Source organism: Streptomyces sp. NPDC057702 (genome assembly GCF_042799315.1).
Lineage (GTDB): Bacteria > Actinomycetota > Actinomycetes > Streptomycetales > Streptomycetaceae > Streptomyces.
In genome coordinates this window covers 78,169-97,535 of record NZ_JBHVJC010000015.1, presented here as the reverse complement: position 1 = coordinate 97,535, position 19,367 = coordinate 78,169, and the positions used below count along the sequence as shown (strand labels likewise).

Sequence of the window (19,367 nt, the reverse complement as noted above, 5' to 3'; positions counted from 1 at the left end):
GGCCCGGCGTGCGGGCCCCCGTCAGTCGCGCAGCGGAAGCTCCGCCGCCAGGGCCGCAGCCGCCTGCACCATCGGCAGGGCCAGCAGCGCCCCGGTCCCCTCACCCACACTGACGCCGTGGTCCAGAAGAGGGTTGAGCGCGATCCGATCCAGCGCCTTGGCCTGCGCGGGCTCCCCGCTGGCCTGGCCGGCCAGCCACCAGTCCGGCGCCCGGAAGGCGACCCGCTGCGCCACCAGCGCGCACGCGGCCGAGACCACTCCGTCCAGGATCACCGGCGTGTGGCGAACGGCACTTTGCAACAGGAAGCCGGTGATGGCGGCCAGGTCCGCGCCGCCCGAGGTCCGCAACAGGTCCAGCTGGTCGCCCAGGACGGGACGGGCCCGCCGCAGCGCGTCCCGGATCGCCGCGCACTTGCGCATCCACGCCAGGTCGTCGATGCCGACCCCGCCACGCCCGGTGACCACCGAGGCGTCCGTACCGCACAGCGCCGCGATCAGGGTGGCGGCGGCGGTGGTGCCGCCCACGCTCAGGTCGCCCAGGACCACCAGGTCGGTGCCGGAGTCGGCCTCCTGGTCGGCGACGGCCATGCCGGCCCGGAACGCCCGCTCGACCTCCTCGGCGCTGAGCGCGTCCTCGATGTCGATCCGGCCCGAGCCGCGCCGCACCCGGTGCTCGGTGACCTCGGCCGGCAGCTCGGACGGGTCGCAGTCCACCGCGACGTCCACCACGCGCAGCCCGGCCCCGTAGCGGCGGGCGAGGATGGCCACCGCGCTGGTGCCCTCCAGCGCGGCCCGCACCAGGTCCCCGGTGGAGCCCGCCGGGCGCCCGGAGACGCCGAGCTCGGCGACACCGTGGTCGCCGGCGAACAACAGCACCCGCGCCCGCTCGATCGGCCTGACCGGCACGCTCGCCTGCGCGGCGGCCAGCCACTCACCCAGCTCGTCGAGCCGCCCCAGCGCACCGGGGGGCGTGGCGAGCCGGGCGCGGCGCTCCTCGGCGTCACGGCGGACACCGCCGTCGGGGCGCTCGATCAGGTCGACGAAGTCATCGAGGTGTAGACCGCTCATCCGCCGAACCCTATCGCCCCCACCGCCCCACGGGACCCCCAGCCCCACCCCGCGCCCCACGGCCGCCCGAGCGCCGCGAGGAGGGCGCGCGGGCGGCGCCGTACGGCAGCGACACGGCGCCGCCACGGGGTGGTCGGCGGGGTGGCCACGGGCCGACCGTGGGGCGACCACGGGGCGGCGGCGCGGTGCTACCCCCCGTGGGCACGGTCGCGCGTGGCGCCCGCCCCGTGCGCGCGGCCGTCACCCCGCCGTCCGCTCAGCGCAGCGTCAGCGGCTGGCCGGCCACCACCAACAGGACGTGCTCGCACTCGGCGGCGACGGCCGCGTTCAGCCGGCCCAGCTCGTCGCGGAAGCGGCGGCCGGACGCCGTCGCGGGCACCACCCCGGAGCCGACCTCATTGCTCACGGCAACCAGCGGGCGCCTGGTGGCGCGCACCGCGCCGACCAGCTCCGCCACACGTTCGCGCAGCGCCCGCTCGCCCCCGTCGGCCCACCGCTCGTCCTCCCACGCGCCGACCGAGTCCATCGCGTCCGTCAGCCACAGCGACAGGCAGTCCACGAGCAGCGTCGGCCCGTCGGCGGCCAGCAACGGCACCAGGTCGCACGTCTCGGCCGTACGCCAGCTGCCCGGCCGCCGCTCGCGGTGCGCGGCCACCCTGGCCGCCCACTCCGCGTCGCCCTCACGGCGGCCACCGGTCGCCACGTACAGCACGTCCGGGAAGGCCGCCAGCCGCCGCTCGGCCTCCCACGACTTGCCCGAGCGCGCGCCGCCCAGCACCAGCGTGCGCCGGGGCAGGTCGGGCACCGCGTGGTACTCGCCGACGACCAGCGTCTGCCCGTCCGCGACCGCCCGGGCGCCGGCCGCCGCGAGTCGGCGGTCCAGCTCGGGACCCGGCGGCACGGTGTGGTCCAGGTGCACGGCCAGCACATCCGTGGTCGGCGCCACCAGGCCCACCGCCCGCAGCCGGGCCAGCGCGTCGGGCCGCCCCAGCACGTCGAGCAGCACCATGTCGTAGGGGCGGGTGCCGGCGCGCGCCGACGCCTGCTCGGGCAGCCCGGCGGGGGCGGCGCCCGGCGGCAGGTACAGCAGCCGCTCGCCGTCCGGGCCGGTCACCTCGTACCCCGTGCCGGGGGCGTCCAGCGCGGTCGCCCGCACCCGGTGCCCGCTGAGCAGCGCCAGCTCCCGCCCGTCGGCGGCCCGGCCGGGCGCCGGCAGCCCGGCCGGCACCTCGACGGCGGGCCCGTCGTGCGGGTGCGAGAGCAGGACCTGGCGTACGCCGGTCAGCGAGCGGCCCGCCCGCGCGGCGGCCAGCGCCGGGCCCGGGGTCAGGTCGAGCAGCAGCGCGTCGTCGATGAGCAGTGCCGTCGCGGCCCGCGCGGAGGCGCCCACGGCGGTGGCGCAGGCGGCGCAGGGGCAGTCGGGCCGGGGCAGCCCGCCCGGGGCGCCGGTGCCGAGGAGAGTCAGTTCCACGCCCCGATCGTCTCGCGTCCCGGGTCGGGCAGCGCGCGGGGCCACCCCCGACCGGGGGGTGCCCCGGGCTACGCTGCGCTCACCAGGCCGCACCGCGCGCGCCCCGCCGCCCCGCGACGGGAGCCGTGCGCGGTGGCGCGGGCCGTGGCGCGCGCTCCCGGGCGGGCGTCGCGCACCCGGGCCGCGCGGCGACACGGCGGCAGAGACGGAGCGGACATGGCGTGGACGTGGCGGTTCGAGAAGGCCGATGGGACCGAGACGGCTCCCCCGGTCGAGCCGGAGGACTTCCCGACCCAGGGTGACGCGGAGTCGTGGCTGGGCGAGGTGTGGAAGGACCTGGTGGACGGCGGCGTGGACCAGGTACACCTGTCCGAGGACGACACCAAGATCTACGGGCCGATGAGCCTGCACGCGGACCAGGCCGAGGCGACCGGCTGACCGCCCCCGCCCCACCGACGGCGCCCACCCCACCCGGGGCGGGCGCCGTCCCGCGTCGGCGGCGTGGACGGTCGTACGGGGGAGGAGACCCCGTGGGCCGGCCGCGCCGTCGCGGGGAGGCGCCGGGACGGCCGGGTGCGACACGGGGCGGGCGGGGTCAGAGCTCGCCCAGGGTCACGGTGGCCGTGCGCCGCGTGCCCTGGCGGTCGTACGCCAGCGTGACCCTGTCGCCCGGCACGTGCCGGGCCAGGACGTCGGACAGGGCGGCCATCGTGTCCGTCGTCGTGTCGGCGACGGAGACGATCCGGTCGCCGGCCCGCAGCCCCGCCCCGGCCGCCGCGCCACCCCGGGTGACCTCGACGATCGCGATCCCGGCCGGTTGGTAGTCCGGGCCGAGCACCGTGCGCCCGGTGATGCCGAGCGCGGCCTTGCCCGACTGGGTCACCCGACCGTGCCGGATCATCTGGTCGGCGATGCGGGTGGCGGTCGCGGCGGGGATGGCGAAGCCGATGCCGGCGGCCTGGTCCCCGCGTGCGGGGTCGGCCGCGGCCAGCGTCGGGATGCCGACCACCCGGTGATCGAGGGTGACCAGGGCTCCGCCGCTGTTGCCCGGGTTGATCGCGGCGGACGTCTGCACCAGGTTGCCGATGGTCGCCCCCGTGCCACCACCACCCCGGCCCTCGCCCACGGTGCGGTCCACGGCCGAGACGATGCCCTGGGTGACGCTGCCCGACAGGCCCAGCGGGCTCCCCATGGCCAGCACGAGCTGTCCGATGCGTACCTCGCCCGAGTCGCCGAACGTCGCGGGCTTGAGATCCTTCGGGGGCCGCTCCAGTTGGATGACGGCCAGGTCCTGGGGCGGGAAGCTGGCCACCAGGCGGGCGGGCAGCGTCGCGCTCCCGGTGGCCAGGGTGACGTCGAAGGACCGGGCGTCGCCCACCACGTGCGCGTTGGTGACGATGTGGCCGCGCCCGTCGTAGACCACCCCCGACCCCAGGCCGCCGTCGGTGGTGATCTGGACCACCGACGGCAGCACGGCCCGCACGGTCTCCTCGTACGCCCGTTGCACCTCGGGCCCCTCACCCCCGACCCTCGGCGTGGCCTTGTCGGGTGTCCGGGTGGCCCGCGCGGAGTCCGCCCCCGACGCGGTGTCCGGTCCCGGGCCGGAGCCGGCGTCGGAGCTGCACCCGGCCAGCAGGGCCACCGCACAGGCGACGGCCGGCGCCACCCGGCGCAGCCGTCGCGCCAGACCGCGCACACGCGAGACGCTCATGCCGGAAGTGTCCCGTCCCGACCGGCCGTCGGCCTGCCGGGAGAGGCCGCTCGGGTCACCCGCCCCCACTTCGCCACGGGCCGACCCCGCCCCGGCCTCCCCGGCCCCGTCGCGCCGTACGCCCCGCCCCGCGCCCCGGTACGCCCCGGCCCGCCCGCTGGCCCGGCCACGCGTGGCCCCGTCGCTCGCGCCACGGGGCCCGCCCGGCCGGGGCTACGGCGCCGTCGCCAGGAGCTGGGCCGCCGCCAGTTCGCCGTACAGCGGGTCGGCGGCCACCAGCTCCGCGTGGGTGCCCACCGCTCGCACCCGGCCGCCGTCCATCACCACGATGCGGTCGGCGAGGGTGACCGTGGACAGCCGGTGCGCGACCACCAGGATCGTGGTCTCGCGGGCCGCCAGCGCCACCGTGTCCCGCAGCGCCATCTCGTTGACCGCGTCGAGCTGCGAGGTCGCCTCGTCCAGGAGCAGCAGCCGGGGGCGGCGCAGCAGCGCCCTGGCGATCGCCACCCGCTGCCGCTCGCCGCCCGACAGCTTGCTCCCACGGTGGCCCACGACCGTCTCCAGGCCGTCCGGCAGCCGTTCCACCAGCGCGTCCAGCTTCGTCCGGGCGAGCGTCTCGCGCAGGTCCGCCTCGCTCGCCCGTGGCTGCGCGAAGAGCAGGTTGTCGCGCAGCGTCCCGGCGAGCACCGGCGCGTCCTGTTCGACGTACCCGATGGCGGCCCGCAACGCGTGCAACGGCCACTCCGTGACCGGCCGCCCGTCCACCAGCACCCGGCCGCCGGTGGCCTCGTAGAACCGCTCGATCAGCCCGAAGACCGTGGTCTTGCCGGCGCCCGAGGGCCCGACGAACGCGGTCAGCCCGCCGCCGGGGACGGCGAAGCTGACGCCGTGGTGGACGTACGGCAGGTCCTCCCGGTAGCGGAAGGTGACCTCCTCGAAGGCCACGGTCGCCGGGCGTACGGCGACCCGACCAGCGCCAGCACCCCCCTCCGCGCCCGAGGCCGGCCCGACGTCGGCCCGCGCGCCGTCACCGGGCGTCCGGCCATCGGCGCCCGCGCCCCCCGGCTCCCTGTCCCCGGCCACCCCGTCGCCCCCCGCGGCGCGCGGCGGGCTCACGGGCTCGGTCTCCAGCCGCTCCGCCTCGCTGATCCGAGCCACGGCAGCCGCCCCGACCTGGTACTGGGAGACGGCCTCCACGAGCTTGCTGACCGGGTCGATCAGGTAGAAGAGGAAGAGCAGGAAGGCGATCAGGGTGCCCACGTCGGTCGCGCCGGACGCCACCCTGGCCCCGCCGATGCCGAGCACCGCGAGGAAGGAGACCTGCACCGCGAAGCCCACCGACGACCACGCCAGCGCCCCCCACTTGGCGGCCCGTACGCCGTGCCGCCAGGCGTCCCGCGCCGCCGCGTCCACCGCCGCGTTCTCCCGCTCCTCGGCGCCGGACGCCTTGATGGTGCGGAAGGCGCCGAAGGAGCGCTCAAGGACGGTGGAGATCGCGCCGACCGCTTCCTGGGCGGCCTTGCTGGCCTGGGCGATACGGGGCATGACCAGCCCCACCGCGCTTCCGATGAGCACCATCACGGCCAGCGTCACCAGTAGCAACACCGGCTCCATCAGACCCATCAACACGATGGTGGCCACCAGCGTCAGGGACCCCGTGATGGCCCCGACCAGCGACTGTGTGGCCACCGCGCGCAGCAGCGTGGTGTCGGAGGTCACCCGCGACATCAGGTCACCGGGCTGGGTGCGCTCCACCTCGGGCACCCGCAGCCGCAGCAGCCGCCCCACCAGCCGACGGCGGGCGGCCAGCACCACGGACTCGGCCGTGCGCTCCAGGAGGTAGGCGCCGAACGCCTCGATGGCCGTGCCGAGCACCACCAGCAGGGTCAGCACGACCAGCATGCCGGCGATCGACTCGTCGTCCCCGAGCCGGTTGACCAACTCCCTGGCGGCCAGCGGCTGTGCCAGCCCGGTCGCCGCGCCGATCAGCGCGAACAGCGCGGCCAGGGCGATCGTCCAGCGGTGCGGGTGGATGTGCCCGCGCAGGATGGCCCACGTCTGGCGCGCGGGCAGCTTGGTGGGGGCCGCCGCGTCCGCCGGCCCCCCGTCACCCGGCCCCGGCATCGCCGTGGCTCCGTCACCCGACCCCGAACCCGACCCCGGTGTCGCCGGGGTCGCGCTCTCACCCCGCTCCCCGGTAGCCGACGCGGGAGGCGGGGGCGCGGGTCTCGCCGGCGGCGCGGCGTCCTGCTCGGCGGACACGTCTCCTCCTGGGCTCCGGGACCAACTGCCGAAGGACAGGACGCGGCGCGCCCCGTCCTACCTGACCGCGTGTCCCGACCGACTCGCCCGCCGACCTTCCGCCGGCCGCCCCGGCGCCCGAGGTACGAGCGCGCGTCGGGACTCCCCGGCGTCCCGCGGCCACGCGCCGGGTGGGCCTGCGCGGCCCGGACAGGGGAACGAGGTCACGCCCGGCCGCCCCGGCCCGACGGGCCGCGCCCGCGCGCGGCGGTGGAGAGGGCGGTCAGCCCCGGACACCGCACAGGTGCAGCAGTGCCGCCAGGGACCGGTACGGATCGGTGCGACCGGCGCGCTCCTCCGCGTCCAGCAGCCGCGCCAGCTCCCCGGCGGCCGGGGGCCGCGTCCCGTCGGCGGCGCCGTCGGTGAACAGCCGCACGCCGTACCAGGCCCGTACCGGCGCGCCGATGCCCGCCAGGGTCGCCGCCAGGTCCGCCTGGCGGTCGGCGCGCACCGTCAGGCCCAGCCGGTTGACGTAGGCGGGGGAGTCGAAGGCGGCCAGCGCTCCGGCCCAGTCGCCGGCGAGTCCGGGGCGCAGGGCGAGCGCGTCGGCGTTACGGACGACCAGCGAGAGCAGCCCACCGGGCGCCAGCACCCGGGCCAGGCCGGCGAGCATCGGATCGGGCTCGGCCACGTACATGAGCACGCCGTGGCACAGCACGACGTCGAAGGCGCCCGGCAGGAAGTGCGCGCCGGTGTCCCGGCCGTCCCCCCGCACCAGGCGCACCCGCTCCCGGACGAACCGTGCCTCGCCCTCCAGGGCCTCCCGCACGGCGGCCAGCATCGCCGGATCCGACTCCAGACCGGTCACCTCGTGCCCGGCGCGCGCCAGGCGCAACGCCTGGGTGCCCTGGCCAAGGCCCACGTCCAGCACGCGCAGCCGCTGCCCGGCCGGGTAGTGCCGGGCGATCTGCTCGTCGAGCTGTCGGGCCACCAACTCCTGTCGGACGGTGTGACGCAGCCCGTCCAGGCCACCGAGCCAGCTCTGCGCGCCGCGCGCGAAGGCAGCGCTCCCGCTCAGGGCCGCTCTCCGCGCTTGACCTGCGGCTTGGGCAGGCGCAGGCGGCGCATCTGGAGGCTGCGCATCAGGGCGTACGGCACGGCGCCGCGCAGCTTCTCGTCGGGGAAGCGCTGGCGCAGCTGACGCTTGAGGGAGACGCCGATGATCACCGAGTTGATGACGATCAGGAAGATCACGATCATCCACAGCAACAGCACGTACTGCTGCATGGCCCCGGCCTGCACCAGGCTGAGAACCAGGATGATCACCGCGAGCGGCAGGAAGAACTCCGCGATGACGAACCGGGAGTCCACGTAGTCCCGGGCGAAGCGCCGGATGGGGCCGCGGTCGCGGACCGGCAGGTAGCGCTCGTCGCCGTTGGCGAGGGCCTCGCGCTGCTTGGCGAGGTCCGCCCGCCGGGCCTCCCGCTGCCGCCGGGCGGCGTCCTTGCGGGACGTCGGCGTGTTGGCCAGGCTGCGGCGCTGCGTCTGGGCCTCGCTGCGCTTGGGCGTGGGGCGGCCCTTGGGCGCCTGCGGGTCACGGGTTGGCTGCGGCTCGCCCGCGGTCGCCTGAGAGGGCGCGGACTGCTCATCCTTCGAACGGCTTCGGAACACGAAACCCAAGGGTACGGGGTGCGGGGACGTGGGCGAGCGCCCCGGTGGGAACGATCCGGCAACGGCCACGCGTCTCACCTGCGTGTAGCGGCGTTTCCCCGGGCGCCACCTACTCCTCGGGCTGGAGGTCGCCCGGTCGCGATCGTCCTGCAGGAGGAGTCGGGGAGCGTCCGAACAGTGCGGTAATAGAAGCAGGGCCCGTACGCTGGGGTCTGTAGAGGTGTGCTGGAGCCGAAGTCCGTCAGAAGGGGGCGCGCGAGGCCCATGAGCGGTGTCATGAAGCGTATGGGGATGATCTTCCGCGCGAAGGCCAACAAGGCCCTGGACCGGGCCGAGGACCCGCGCGAGACCCTTGACTACTCGTACCAGAAGCAGCTTGAGCTGCTACAGAAGGTGCGACGCGGGGTCGCGGACGTGGCCACGTCACGCAAGCGACTGGAACTGCAGCTCAACCAGTTGCAGGGCCAGTCGTCCAAGTTGGAGGACCAGGGACGCAAGGCGCTCGCGCTCGGGCGCGAGGACCTGGCCCGGGAGGCGCTCTCGCGTCGGGCCGCGCTCCAGCAGCAGGTCACCGACCTGGAGACGCAGCACCAGACGCTGCAGGGCGAGGAGGAGAAGCTCACCCTGGCCGCCCAGCGGCTGCAGGCCAAGGTGGACGCCTTCCGCACCAAGAAGGAGACCATCAAGGCCACGTACACCGCCGCCCAGGCGCAGACCCGCATCGGCGAGGCGTTCTCCGGCATCTCCGAGGAGATGGGCGACGTCGGCATGGCGATCCAGCGCGCCGAGGACAAGACCGCGCAGCTCCAGGCGCGGGCCGGGGCCATCGACGAACTGCTCGCCTCGGGCGCGCTCGACGACCAGTCGGGCATCGCGGCCAAGGACGACATCGCGGCCGAGCTGGACCGGATCTCCGGTGGCACGGACGTGGAGATCGAGCTCCAGCGGATGAAGGCCGAGCTGGCCGGCGGCAGTGGGGCGCCGGCCATCGAGGGTGGACAGGCCGCGCCGGGCAGCCAGGTGCAGCCCGTGGACCGGCAGAAGCCGCGCTTCGAGAAGTAGCGAGGACACCGGCGCCCGGCCCGACGGGCCGCGCGCCGGGGCAGACCCCGAGCGAGACCGAGCAAGGAGGCCGTCATGATCGTACGGATCATGGGGGAGGGACAGGTGGAGCTGGACGACGTCCACTTCGCCGAACTCGACCGGCTGGACGACGAGTTGCTCGCCGAGATAGAGGGCGGCGACCACGACGGCTTCCGACGCACCCGCACCGCGCTCCTGGACGCCGTGCGGCGGCTGGGCAAGCCCGTGCCCGACGACGCGCTCCAGCCGTCGGAGCTGATCCTTCCCGGGCCCGACGCCACCTTCGAAGAGGTCAGGGAGATGCTCAGCGACTACGGCCTCATCCCCGGCTGAGCCCCACCCGACCGCGCCCCAGGCTCCCGCCCGACCTCACCCGCCACCCGCACCCCGCCCGTACCCGGGCGTCCCGCCGCTCGTGCGCGGGACGCCGACCAAGGACGCGCGCACGCCCGGCACACCCGCCACCCGGAGGGAGGACCTCCCGGTGACGCAGGTGTCCCGGTCCGCCAGGTGGCTGGGGAAGGGGGCGCGGGCCCCGTACCGTGAGATGCCGTGACTCTTCCCGCCGCAGGACCGAGCGCCCCGAGACCGGAGCCGGTCCCGGTCTGCTGGCTTCGCGCCCACGCGTTGACCGTGGACGCCCTGATCGCCGCCGGCGTCTTCGTCTGCATCCTGGTGAGCTCGGTGACCGGGCCCGCCAAGAACGAACCCGAACTCGGGCCGCCGCTCGTCGGCCTGGCCGCGCTGTGCAGCGCCGCCCTCGTCTGCCGACGGCGGCAGCCACGGGTGGTGCTCGCGGTGACCACCCTGCTCAGCGTGGTGGGCATCGCCTGGTCCCGGGACGGTGCCGTGCCCCCGTCCCAGCTGGCCATCAGCGTCGTCGTCGCCCTCTACACCGTCGCCGCCTCCACCGACCGGCACACCACCTGGCGCACCGGCGCGGGCACCGTCGCCCTGCTCACCGGCACCGTGATGATCTTCGGTGTCCAGCCCTGGTACGCGCAGGAGAACCTCGGCATCTTCGCCTGGACCGGCATGGCGGCGGCCGCCGGCGACGCGGTGCGCAGCCGCCGGGCGTTCATCGCGGCGATCGAGGAGCGCGCGGTGCGCGCCGAGCGCACCCGTGAGGAGGAGGCCAGGCGCCGGGTGGCCGAGGAGCGGCTGCGTATCGCGCGCGAGCTGCACGACGTGGTCGCCCACCACATCGCCCTGGTCAACGTGCAGGCAGGCGTGGCCTCACACGTCATGGACAGCCGCCCGGACCAGGCCAAGCAGGCCCTGGCGCACGTCCGCGAGGCCAGCCGCTCCGCGCTGGGCGAACTGCGCGCCACCGTCGGCCTGTTGCGCCAGTACGGCGATCCCAAGGCCCCCACCGAGCCGGCGCCCGGACTGGGCGTGCTGGACCAGCTCATCGACGGCTTCGTCCGAGCCGGGCTGCGGGTCACCGTCGAGGCGGCCGGCGAGCGCGAGCCGGACTCGCGGGCCACCGACGCGGCGGGCGTCGCCGAGGTCTCCGGCGCCCTGCCGACGGCCGTCGACCTCACCGCGTACCGCGTCATCCAGGAGGCGCTGACCAACGTGCACAAGCACGCCGGCCCACACGCCACGGCCGAGGTGCGCGTGGTGCGACAGCGGGACGAGCTGGAGATCACCGTCGTGGACGACGGTGGCGGGGCGGACACCCACGAGGCGCCCGCCGCCGGCACGGCGCTGGCCGGCGGCAGGGGTGGCCGGCCGACACCGGTGCCCGCGCGCGCCGCGCAGGGCAGGGCGGGCGCGGCGGGCGGCAGGGCGCAGGGCGGGGGCCGCGCCGGCGCCGACCGCGCCCCGGCGGCCGGCGCCGCCTCTCCCGTCGCAGCCCAGCGCGCGGAGAGCGGCGGCGGACACGGCCTGATCGGCATGCGCGAGCGGGTGGCCGCGCTGCGCGGCGACTGCGAGGCGGGCCCCCGGCTTGAGGGCGGCTTCCGGGTGCGCGCGACACTTCCGGTACGGGGCCGCACGGGAGGGGACGAGAACGGATGACGATCAAGGTGGTGCTCGCGGACGACCAGGCGCTGTTGCGCAGCGCGTTCCGCATCCTGGTGGACTCCGAGCCGGACATGGAGGTCGTCGGCGAGGCGTCCGACGGCAACGAGGCCGTCGAGCTGACCCGTGCGCGCGGCGCCGACGTGGTGCTGATGGACATCCGGATGCCCGGCACCGACGGCCTCGCCGCCACCCGCGTGATCAGCGCGGACCCCGCGCTGGCGGACGTCCGCGTGGTGATGCTGACCACCTTCGAGGTGGACGAGTACGTCGTGGAGTCGCTGCGCGCGGGCGCCAGCGGCTTCCTCGGCAAGGGTGCCGAACCCGAGGAGCTGCTGGCCGCCATCCGGGTCGCGGCGGCGGGTGAGGCCCTGCTGTCGCCGGTGGCCACCAAGGGGCTGATCGCCAAGTTCCTCGCCCAGGGCGGGGGCGCGAGCGAGGAGGACGGCGGATACGCGGCGGCGAAGCTGGAGGCGCTGACGGTGCGCGAGCGCGAGGTGCTGGTGCACGTCGCCGGCGGGCTGTCGAACGACCAGATCGCCGAGCGGCTCCAGGTCAGCCCGCTGACCGTGAAGACCCACGTGAACCGGACGATGGCCAAGCTCGGCGCCCGCGACCGGGCCGGCCTGGTGGTCATCGCGTACGAGAGCGGTCTGGTGCGCCCACGGGCCGAGTGAGCGCGGCGGGGCGGGCGCGGTGAACGTCCCGGCCCGACACCGAAGCGGTGCCGGGCCGGGTGCGTCGTACCCGTGTCGGGGCGGGTGCCCGGGGCCGTTACGGCAGGGACAGCATCCGCTCCAGCGCCAGTTTCGCGAAGTGCTCGGTCTCCGGGTCGACCTCGATGCGGTTGACCACCTTGCCGTCGGCCAGCGACTCCAGGGTCCAGACCAGGTGTGGCAGGTCGATGCGGTTCATCGTCGAGCAGAAGCACACGGTCTTGTCGAGGAAGACGATCTCCTTGTCCTCGGCGGCGAACCGGTTGGCCAGCCGGCGGACCAGGTTCAGCTCGGTGCCGATGGCCCACTTGGAGCCGGCCGGCGCGGCCTCCAGGGTCTGGATGATGTGTTCGGTGGAGCCCACGTGGTCGGCCGCCGCCACGACCTCGTGCTTGCACTCGGGGTGCACCAGCACGTTCACGCCGGGTATGCGCTCGCGCACGTCGCGCACCGACTCCAGCGAGAAGCGGCCGTGCACCGAGCAGTGGCCGCGCCACAGGATCATCTTCGCCGCGCGCAGCTCCTCGACGCTCAGCCCGCCGTTCGGCTTGTGCGGGTTGTAGACGACACAGTCCTCCAGGGACATCCCCAGGTCGCGTACGGCCGTGTTGCGCCCCAGGTGCTGGTCGGGCAGGAAGAGCACCTTGGTGCCGGGCCCGGCGTCCGCGCCCGGCTCGCCGTCGGCCTGTGCGGCGTCACCCTGGGCGAAGGCCCACTCCAGGGCCCGCCGCGCGTTGGACGAGGTACAGATGGTGCCGCCGTGCCGGCCGGTGAACGCCTTGATGTCGGCGGAGGAGTTCATGTACGAGACGGGTACGGTCACCTCGGCCACGCCGGCCTCGGTCAGCACGTCCCAGCACTCGGCGACCTGCTCGGCCGTGGCCATGTCGGCCATCGAGCAGCCGGCGGCCAGGTCCGGGAGGATGACCTGCTGGTCGGCGCCGGTCAGGATGTCGGCGGACTCGGCCATGAAGTGCACGCCACAGAACACGATGAACTCGGCACCGGGCCGGGCGGCGGCGTCCCGGGCGAGCTTGAAGGAGTCCCCGGTGACGTCCGCGAACTCGATGACCTCGTCGCGCTGGTAGTGGTGGCCGAGCACGAAGACGCGGTCGCCGAGCCGTTCCTTGGCCGCGCGGGCGCGGGCCACGAGGTCGGGGTCGGAGGCGGCTGGGAGGTCGCCCGGGCACTCCACGCCGCGCTCGCTCCTGGGGTCGGACTCACGACCCAGGAGAAGCAGGGCCAGAGGCGTGGGCTGGACGTCGAGAGTTTGGGCGGTGGTCACTGCACGCACCCTTTCTGTTTCCGCAGACAAGCCTTTTCGTCTGATTGACGCTATTTATCATAACCGCTTCGCGTCACGGTGACGATGCCCCTCGCGTCGATGTGACGCATCCCCGGTTCGGCGACCCGTGTCCGCTCGAACGCCGGTGTGCGAGCATGAAGACGGAAGACGCGCGCCAGAGCCGGAATGAATTCGGCGCGGCGTGGGTTGCAGCCGAGGGCAAGCAGTCCGTACAACCCGGGAGAGAAGCAGATGACGGTTCAGGACGACACCACCACGAGTGACGGCATCCTCCTGTCCGATGCCGCCGCGGGCAAGGTCAAGGCGCTGCTGGAGCAGGAAGGCCGCGAGGACCTCGCGCTGCGCGTCGCAGTTCAGCCTGGTGGCTGCTCCGGCCTGCGCTACCAGCTCTTCTTCGACGAGCGTTCGCTCGACGGCGATGTCGTGAAGGACTTCGGCGGCGTCAAGGTGGTCACCGACCGCATGAGCGCCCCCTACCTCGGTGGCGCCTCCATCGACTTCGTGGACACCATCGAGAAGCAGGGCTTCACCATCGACAACCCGAACGCCACGGGCTCCTGCGCCTGCGGTGACTCCTTCAGCTAACTCGCCCAAGGTCCCGAGGCCGCGCGGGCGCGATCGCCCGCGCGGCCTCGGGACCTGACGAGGTCGCCGAGCGCGCACCACGCCCCGGCCGCACGCCCGCCGGCACACCACCCGCGCGGGCCGCGCGCACGTCCGGCCCCGGCGGGACACGACGAAGGCGGCGACTCCCGACCTGGCCGCCCAGCCAGGACCCACAGGAGTCGCCGCCTTCGCCGTGCTCGGGCCGCGCCCGCCGCCGCACGATTCACCCGGTCGGCCCAGGCACGGGACCCCCAAGCGGCGGCAGCGCCCGGGAGCGGTGGGGCCGCGCTCTCGGAGCTACCTGCCCGCCTTCGCGTCCTCGGGTACGGACTTGCCGGTCGTGGCGTCCACCACCGTGCGGTCGCCCACCGGCTTGTCCAGCGTGATCTTCCGCTCGAACTCCTCGGCGACCAGGACGCACTTCGTACCCGGCTTCTTCTCCTTGCTCGTCACCCGCACGGTGACCGTCGAGGAGGAGACGTCCGCGTTGGCCGTGTGCGTCGAGCACACCCCGCCCCAGAACCGGACGATCAGTTCCGTGCCCTCGGCGCGGTAGGACTCGACCTGCTTGCCCGGCCGCGTGCCCTCCCCGGACCCGCTGTCCGAGTCCTCGTCAGCCGGCGCGCCGGGGCCGGACTTGGCGCCCGTCACGTACTTCGGGTCCACGGCCGGGTGAGTGACGGTGAAGTCGGCCTCGCCGTCCTTGGCGTCCGCCGGGCGGACCGTGAAGATCCACGAGGGCACCAGCACCTGCCGGCCCTCCTCGAACCGCATGCCGAGTCCGAACGTCGCCTGCCGTACCTCGTGCGCGACGGTCTTGCCGGAGCTCGGCGCGCACGGCGCGATCTCCCGCTTGCCGGCATCGCCCCCACGGGGGCCGGCCTTGCCCTTCTCGTCCACGTCGGGCGCCGATGGCGTATCCGGCTGGCAGTGGAGCTCGGGCTGGCCTTCCCCGTTGAGCGCCTTGAGCGCCTGGTCCGCGTCGATCAGCGGGTACTCGTCGCCCTTGGTCAGCTTGGTCAGGAAGCCGCTGGCCCCGTCCAACTCGCCGTTCACGCCGACCTCCAGCGTGGTCTGCCAGCCGTAGCTGGGCAGCCCGTCGAGGGCGGGGTTGGCGGTCACCGAGCGGACCGCGCCGTAGGTGCGGCTCGCGTCCAGCTTCGCGTCCTGCTGGCCGACGGCCTCCAGGACCGGTCGCGCCGCCTTCTCGGCCTCGGCGACGGAGACCGGGGCCGAGCCGCCGTCGGGTATCGCCGGCGCGTCCTTGGGCCCCTTCGCGTCGCGGCTGCGCCCGGCGTCCCTGGTGCCGTTGCCGTGGGTGCCGTCGCGCAGCGAGCCGCAGCGCGGGCTGGCGGGGCTGGACGTGGCGTCGTCCTCGCCCATGGTGTGCGGCGGCTCCAGACAGCCGTCGCCGCCCGGCGCGCCGAACCTGGTGAATGACCAGCCGCCCGCGCCCGTCTCCTTCACGCGCAGCGTCGGCGTCATCCGCTCCGGGCTGCCGCCGACCTTCCACACGCCGCGCTCCAGCCGGGGCTGGCCCGTCACGTGCAGCGCCCTGGCCAGCCGCTCCACCTCCGCGCGGGAGACCTTGGGCGCGGTGCGGTAGACGGGGGCCGTCTCCCGTGGGGCGCTCGGCAGGTCACCGGGTGCCTGGTAGCGGGCCCGGGTGGGGTCCGGCTCGCCGGGGGCGATGCCCTCGTCGGTGTCGCCGGCCCGCTCGCCGATGGCCAGGGGCGCCGGGTCGCCGGTGTCGCTCGACCGGCCGCCGTCGTGCGAACCGCCGTCGTCGGAGGCCGACGACGCCCAGTAGGCGCCGCCACCACCGACGACCATCACCGCCGCGGCCACCGTCGCGATGGCCAACGGGGAGCGACGCTTGCGTGCGGTCTTCGTACCGGTGTGGCCGGGAGTCTCCTCGGAGAGGTCCTCGGGGGTGTCCTCGGTGCTCACGGTGTTACTCCTTCGGCTCCGCTCTTTGGTTCGGCTCCATCCCCGGGGTGGGGACGCCGATGGGACGGAGCGGGGGAGCGGTCGGTTCCACGGCGGCGGCGCGTGGCGAGCCGTGAACCAGGCGTGGGCCGCCGCCCGCGGAGGTGGCGCACGGCGGCCCGCGCGGGTGAGCCAGGAGTACCGGAAGGGGTGGGCGGGCGGCGGCTGGCCTGGGCCGACGGGCCGCTCGCCCGGGGGCGTGCGGCCCGTCGTGGGCCGGGCCGCGCCGGTTGGTCAGTTGCCGTAGTCGGGCATCCCGGCCACCAGGTGGGCGGAGGCCGACGGGACCCGGACGCCACGGATCTGGGCCGGGGCCACCGGGGGCGCGAGGCGGGCACTGCCGTGGATCGTCCAGCGCGGCGCCATGCGCGCGCAGTCGGCGCGCAGCTCGTCGAACGACTCGGGTTCGGTGGCGTGGAGGGGAACGTCGGGGGTGGCGTCCTGAGGCATGGGCTCTCCCGGTCCGTGGGGTGGCTGGCGTCCACCCCGGCTAGGCGCACCGTATGCACGCCGCGCGGCGCGAAGAAAGCCCTACTATTGGGTAGTTTTGCCCGTTCGGCGCGGGGCCGCGCGGGCGGTAGCGTGAAGCGACCGTCCTCACCACCGTCCTTGTCGTCGCCCGCAGGAGCAGACTCGCCGTGCGCATTGCTGTTACCGGCTCCATCGCCACCGACCATCTGATGACCTTCCCCGGCCGCTTCGCCGACCAACTGGTCGCCGACCAGTTGCACACGGTGTCGCTGTCCTTCCTGGTCGACGCCCTCGACATCCGCCGCGGCGGGGTCGGGCCCAACATCTGCTTCGGCATGGGCGCGCTCGGCCTGCGCCCGGTGCTGGTCGGCGCGGCGGGCGAGGACTTCGCCGAGTACCGCGCCTGGCTCGAGCGGCACGGCGTCGACACCGAGTCCGTGCGCATCTCGGAGCTGCTGCACACCGCGCGCTTCGTGTGCACCACCGACACCGACCACAACCAGATCGCCTCCTTCTACACCGGCGCCATGAGCGAGGCCCGCCAGATCGAGCTCGAGCCCGTCGCGCAGCGCGTCGACGGCCTCGACCTGGTGCTGATCGGCGCCGACGACCCCGAGGCGATGGTCCGGCACACCGACGAGTGCCGCACGCGCGGCTACGCGTTCGCCGCCGACCCCTCGCAGCAGCTCGCCCGGATGGAGGGCGAGGACATCCGCCGTCTGGTCGAGGGCGCCACGTACCTGTTCACCAACGAGTACGAGAAGGCGCTCATCGAGAGCAAGACCGGCTGGAGCGCGGAGGAGATCCTCGGCAAGGTCGGCACCCGCGTGACCACGCTGGGCGCGCGCGGGGTACGTGTCGAGCGCGTCGGCGAGCCGACCATCGAGGTGGGCGTGCCCGAGGAGAACGCCAAGGTCGACCCGACCGGCGTCGGCGACGCCTTCCGCGCCGGCTTCCTCGCCGGTCTGTCCTGGGACCTGTCCCTGGAGCGGGCGGCGCAGGTCGGCTGCATGCTGGCCACGCTGGTCATCGAGACGCTCGGCACGCAGGAGTACGAGCTGCGCTCCGGCCGCTTCGTCGAGCGCTTCGAGAAGGCGTACGGCACGGAGGCGGCCGCGGAGATCACCCCGCACCTGCCGGCCGAGCTGGTCTGACCCGAGCGGTCCGGCCCCGGACGCGGGAGCGCCCGGCCCCCTGGGCCGGCCCCCGCGCCCGGCCCCGCCGACCGCCCCGCGCCGGTGGGGCCCGGCCGTTCCCGGTGGCCGGCCGTGGCCGCCGGTCCCTGTCGTACGCCGCGCGCCCCGGCGCCACGTCGGACGCCGCGCGCACGGCCCCGGCTGCCGTGGCGCGGCTACACGCGGCGGACCCAGTACGCGGCCCCGCGCTCGGCCGGGCGCTCGCCCACGTACGTGTGGCCGCGCATGCCGCACCAGGCCGGGATGTCCAGGCGGGCCGCGTCATCGTCGGCCAACACCGCGACCACCGCGCCGACGGGGACGTCGTCGATCACCTTGGCCAGCTCGATGACCGGCAGCGGGCACCGCTTGCCGAGCGCGTCCACGGTCAGCGCCGGTGCCGCCTCCCCGTCCCTTCCCCCGGGCGGGTCCGCCTCACCCGCCACCTCACCGGCATGCGGCGCCTGGCCGCCAGGTCGGGGCCCGGAGGCCGGTGCCGCCTCGCGGGCGGTCGGCGCGCCCAGCTTCTGACGCACTTCCGCCACGATCCCGGGGAGCAGCTCCAGGAAGCGCTCCACGTCGCCCTCGGCCGTGCCCACCGGGAGCGAGACCCGCACATTGCCCTCCGAGAGCACGCCCATCGCCCGCAGCACATGACTGGGGGTCAGCGTGCTGGACGTGCACGAGGAGCCCGAGGAGACGGCGAACTCCGCCCGGTCCAGCCCGTGCAGCAGGCTCTCCCCGTCGACGTAGAGGCAGGAGAAGGTGACCAGGTGCGGCAGCCGTCGCGTCGGGTCGCCGACCACCTCCACGTCCGGCACCAACTCCGGCACCCGGGCCCTGATCCGGTCCACCAGCCCGCGCAGCCGTAGCGCCTCGGACTCGGCCTCGGCGCGCACGGCCCGCAGCGAGGCCGCGGCGGCGACGACGGCCGGGATGTTCTCGAAGCCCACCGACCGCCCCGACTCCCGCTCGTCCACCGGTCCCTGCGGCGCGAACCGCACGCCCTTGCGCACCACCAGCAGCCCCACGCCGGCCGGCCCGCCCCACTTGTGCGCGCTCGCGGTCAGCAGCGACCAGCCGCCCTCGACCCGGCCCCAGGCCAGTGACTGGGCGGCGTCCACCAGGAGCGGTACGCCCGCCGCCCGGCAGACCTCGGCGACCTCGGCCACCGGCTGCTCGGTGCCCACCTCGTGGTTGGCCGACTGGAGGCAGGCCAGGGCGACGGGTTCGGCGGCCTCGCGCAGCGCGTCGGCGTACGCGGTGGGCGCGACCCGCCCCGTACGGTCCACGGCGATCTCGGTGACGGTGCCACCGGCGACCGTGTGGGCGGTGGCCGCGTGCAGGACGGAGGAGTGCTCGACGGCCGAGACGACCAGCCCCCGCCCGACCCGCCGCCGCCCGGCGAGCGCGCCCGCCACGCCCTGGTGGACCGCGCGCGTGCCCGAGCCGGTGAAGACCAGTTCGTCCGGGCGGCAGCCGACCGCCTCGGCGGCGGTCTGCCGCGCGGCGTCCAGCAGGAGGCGGGCCCGCCGGCCCTCCCGGTAGAGCCGGGCCGGGTCGCCCCACCCCTCGTCCAGGGCGGCGAGCAGCGCCTGCCGGGCCACGGGGTGCGGGGGAGCGGAGGAAGCCGCGTCGAAGTAGGGCACGCGAAAACGCTAGACGACCGGCGGGCGGGGCGCCGTAGCGCGGCTCACGCCACGTCGCCCGGCCGGCCCACGCCACGAGCGGTAGCCGAGCCTGGCCACCCGACCACCCCACACGGCCGCGCCGCCGCCCCCCGACCACCACCCGCCACACCCGCGGCCCCCTCGACCCCGGCGGGCCCGACCCA

The 19,367-nt window shown here is 75.3% G+C and carries 17 protein-coding genes; 7 read left to right on the top strand and 10 right to left on the bottom strand.

Features of this window, described 5'->3' with window-relative positions:
• Positions 1–21 precede the first annotated feature (21 nt).
• Positions 22–1,068, bottom strand: a complete 1,047-nt coding sequence (gene cobT, locus ACFVFR_RS13885) for a nicotinate-nucleotide--dimethylbenzimidazole phosphoribosyltransferase (protein ID WP_383700874.1) — start codon at positions 1,066–1,068, stop codon at positions 22–24.
• 256 nt (positions 1,069–1,324) lie between these two features.
• Positions 1,325–2,539 (bottom strand): bifunctional adenosylcobinamide kinase/adenosylcobinamide-phosphate guanylyltransferase, encoded by a 1,215-nt coding sequence (locus tag ACFVFR_RS13880; RefSeq protein WP_383700872.1) that lies wholly within the window; start codon positions 2,537–2,539, stop codon positions 1,325–1,327.
• Positions 2,540–2,755: 216 nt separating this feature from the next.
• On the opposite strand from ACFVFR_RS13880, the gene ACFVFR_RS13875 reads away from it, so the two are divergent.
• Complete coding sequence (locus ACFVFR_RS13875; RefSeq protein WP_383700870.1) at positions 2,756–2,977, top strand: hypothetical protein; 222 nt, start codon at positions 2,756–2,758, stop codon at positions 2,975–2,977.
• Positions 2,978–3,134: 157 nt separating this feature from the next.
• On the opposite strand, the gene ACFVFR_RS13870 is transcribed toward ACFVFR_RS13875, so the two are convergent.
• The 4 genes from ACFVFR_RS13870 to ACFVFR_RS13855 form a co-directional block, all read right to left on the bottom strand.
• Positions 3,135–4,250 (bottom strand): S1C family serine protease, encoded by a 1,116-nt coding sequence (locus ACFVFR_RS13870; protein ID WP_383700868.1) that lies wholly within the window; start codon positions 4,248–4,250, stop codon positions 3,135–3,137.
• A 213-nt stretch (positions 4,251–4,463) separates the two neighbouring features.
• Entirely contained in the window at positions 4,464–6,374 is a 1,911-nt protein-coding gene (locus ACFVFR_RS13865; RefSeq protein WP_383700866.1) for an ABC transporter ATP-binding protein, read from the bottom strand.
• Between the two features lie 400 nt (positions 6,375–6,774).
• Complete coding sequence (locus ACFVFR_RS13860) at positions 6,775–7,509, bottom strand: class I SAM-dependent methyltransferase (RefSeq protein ID WP_383701056.1); 735 nt, start codon at positions 7,507–7,509, stop codon at positions 6,775–6,777.
• A gap of 56 nt (positions 7,510–7,565) precedes the next feature.
• On the bottom strand, positions 7,566–8,240 hold the full coding sequence (locus ACFVFR_RS13855; protein ID WP_383700864.1) for a DUF3043 domain-containing protein: 675 nt from the start codon (positions 8,238–8,240) through the stop codon (positions 7,566–7,568).
• A 186-nt stretch (positions 8,241–8,426) separates the two neighbouring features.
• On the opposite strand from ACFVFR_RS13855, the gene ACFVFR_RS13850 reads away from it, so the two are divergent.
• The 4 genes from ACFVFR_RS13850 (at position 8,427) to ACFVFR_RS13835 (ending at position 11,947) form a co-directional block, all read left to right on the top strand.
• Positions 8,427–9,224, top strand: a complete 798-nt coding sequence (locus tag ACFVFR_RS13850) for a PspA/IM30 family protein (protein ID WP_383700862.1) — start codon at positions 8,427–8,429, stop codon at positions 9,222–9,224.
• Positions 9,225–9,299: 75 nt separating this feature from the next.
• Positions 9,300–9,578, top strand: a complete 279-nt coding sequence (locus tag ACFVFR_RS13845) for a hypothetical protein (RefSeq protein WP_383700860.1) — start codon at positions 9,300–9,302, stop codon at positions 9,576–9,578.
• A 219-nt stretch (positions 9,579–9,797) separates the two neighbouring features.
• Positions 9,798–11,267, top strand: a complete 1,470-nt coding sequence (locus ACFVFR_RS13840; RefSeq protein WP_383700858.1) for a sensor histidine kinase — start codon at positions 9,798–9,800, stop codon at positions 11,265–11,267.
• Complete coding sequence (locus ACFVFR_RS13835) at positions 11,264–11,947, top strand: response regulator (protein ID WP_383700856.1); 684 nt, start codon at positions 11,264–11,266, stop codon at positions 11,945–11,947. Before ACFVFR_RS13840 ends, ACFVFR_RS13835 begins: the two co-directional genes overlap by 4 nt.
• A gap of 97 nt (positions 11,948–12,044) precedes the next feature.
• Here ACFVFR_RS13835 and nadA read toward each other — a convergent pair whose 3' ends face one another.
• Entirely contained in the window at positions 12,045–13,280 is a 1,236-nt protein-coding gene (gene nadA / locus ACFVFR_RS13830; RefSeq protein ID WP_383700854.1) for a quinolinate synthase NadA, read from the bottom strand.
• Positions 13,281–13,523: 243 nt separating this feature from the next.
• Here nadA and ACFVFR_RS13825 point away from each other — a divergent pair, with 243 nt between their 5' ends.
• Entirely contained in the window at positions 13,524–13,877 is a 354-nt protein-coding gene (locus ACFVFR_RS13825) for an iron-sulfur cluster assembly accessory protein (protein WP_176161209.1), read from the top strand.
• A gap of 318 nt (positions 13,878–14,195) precedes the next feature.
• Here the strand turns inward: ACFVFR_RS13825 and ACFVFR_RS13820 are convergent, their stop codons facing one another.
• Both ACFVFR_RS13820 and ACFVFR_RS13815 read right to left on the bottom strand, forming a co-directional pair.
• A complete protein-coding gene (locus ACFVFR_RS13820) occupies positions 14,196–15,848 on the bottom strand; it encodes a hypothetical protein (protein ID WP_383700852.1) in 1,653 nt (550 codons plus the stop codon).
• A 273-nt stretch (positions 15,849–16,121) separates the two neighbouring features.
• Positions 16,122–16,337, bottom strand: a complete 216-nt coding sequence (locus ACFVFR_RS13815) for a hypothetical protein (protein WP_383700850.1) — start codon at positions 16,335–16,337, stop codon at positions 16,122–16,124.
• A gap of 188 nt (positions 16,338–16,525) precedes the next feature.
• Here ACFVFR_RS13815 and ACFVFR_RS13810 point away from each other — a divergent pair, with 188 nt between their 5' ends.
• Entirely contained in the window at positions 16,526–17,512 is a 987-nt protein-coding gene (locus tag ACFVFR_RS13810) for a carbohydrate kinase family protein (protein ID WP_383700848.1), read from the top strand.
• Positions 17,513–17,709: 197 nt separating this feature from the next.
• Here the strand turns inward: ACFVFR_RS13810 and ACFVFR_RS13805 are convergent, their stop codons facing one another.
• Positions 17,710–19,182 (bottom strand): cysteine desulfurase/sulfurtransferase TusA family protein, encoded by a 1,473-nt coding sequence (locus ACFVFR_RS13805; protein ID WP_383700846.1) that lies wholly within the window; start codon positions 19,180–19,182, stop codon positions 17,710–17,712.
• Positions 19,183–19,367: the final 185 nt, after the last annotated feature.

Coding starts and splice junctions, on each gene's coding strand:
- ACFVFR_RS13835 (WP_383700856.1), top strand. CDS start 11,264: ATGACGATCAAGGTGGTGCTCGCGGACGACCAGGCGCTGTTGCGCAGC.
- ACFVFR_RS13875 (WP_383700870.1), top strand. CDS start 2,756: ATGGCGTGGACGTGGCGGTTCGAGAAGGCCGATGGGACCGAGACGGCT.
- ACFVFR_RS13870 (WP_383700868.1), bottom strand. CDS start 4,250: ATGAGCGTCTCGCGTGTGCGCGGTCTGGCGCGACGGCTGCGCCGGGTG.
- ACFVFR_RS13845 (WP_383700860.1), top strand. CDS start 9,300: ATGATCGTACGGATCATGGGGGAGGGACAGGTGGAGCTGGACGACGTC.
- ACFVFR_RS13825 (WP_176161209.1), top strand. CDS start 13,524: ATGACGGTTCAGGACGACACCACCACGAGTGACGGCATCCTCCTGTCC.
- ACFVFR_RS13865 (WP_383700866.1), bottom strand. CDS start 6,374: ATGCCGGGGCCGGGTGACGGGGGGCCGGCGGACGCGGCGGCCCCCACC.
- ACFVFR_RS13815 (WP_383700850.1), bottom strand. CDS start 16,337: ATGCCTCAGGACGCCACCCCCGACGTTCCCCTCCACGCCACCGAACCC.
- ACFVFR_RS13850 (WP_383700862.1), top strand. CDS start 8,427: ATGAGCGGTGTCATGAAGCGTATGGGGATGATCTTCCGCGCGAAGGCC.
- cobT (WP_383700874.1), bottom strand. CDS start 1,068: ATGAGCGGTCTACACCTCGATGACTTCGTCGACCTGATCGAGCGCCCC.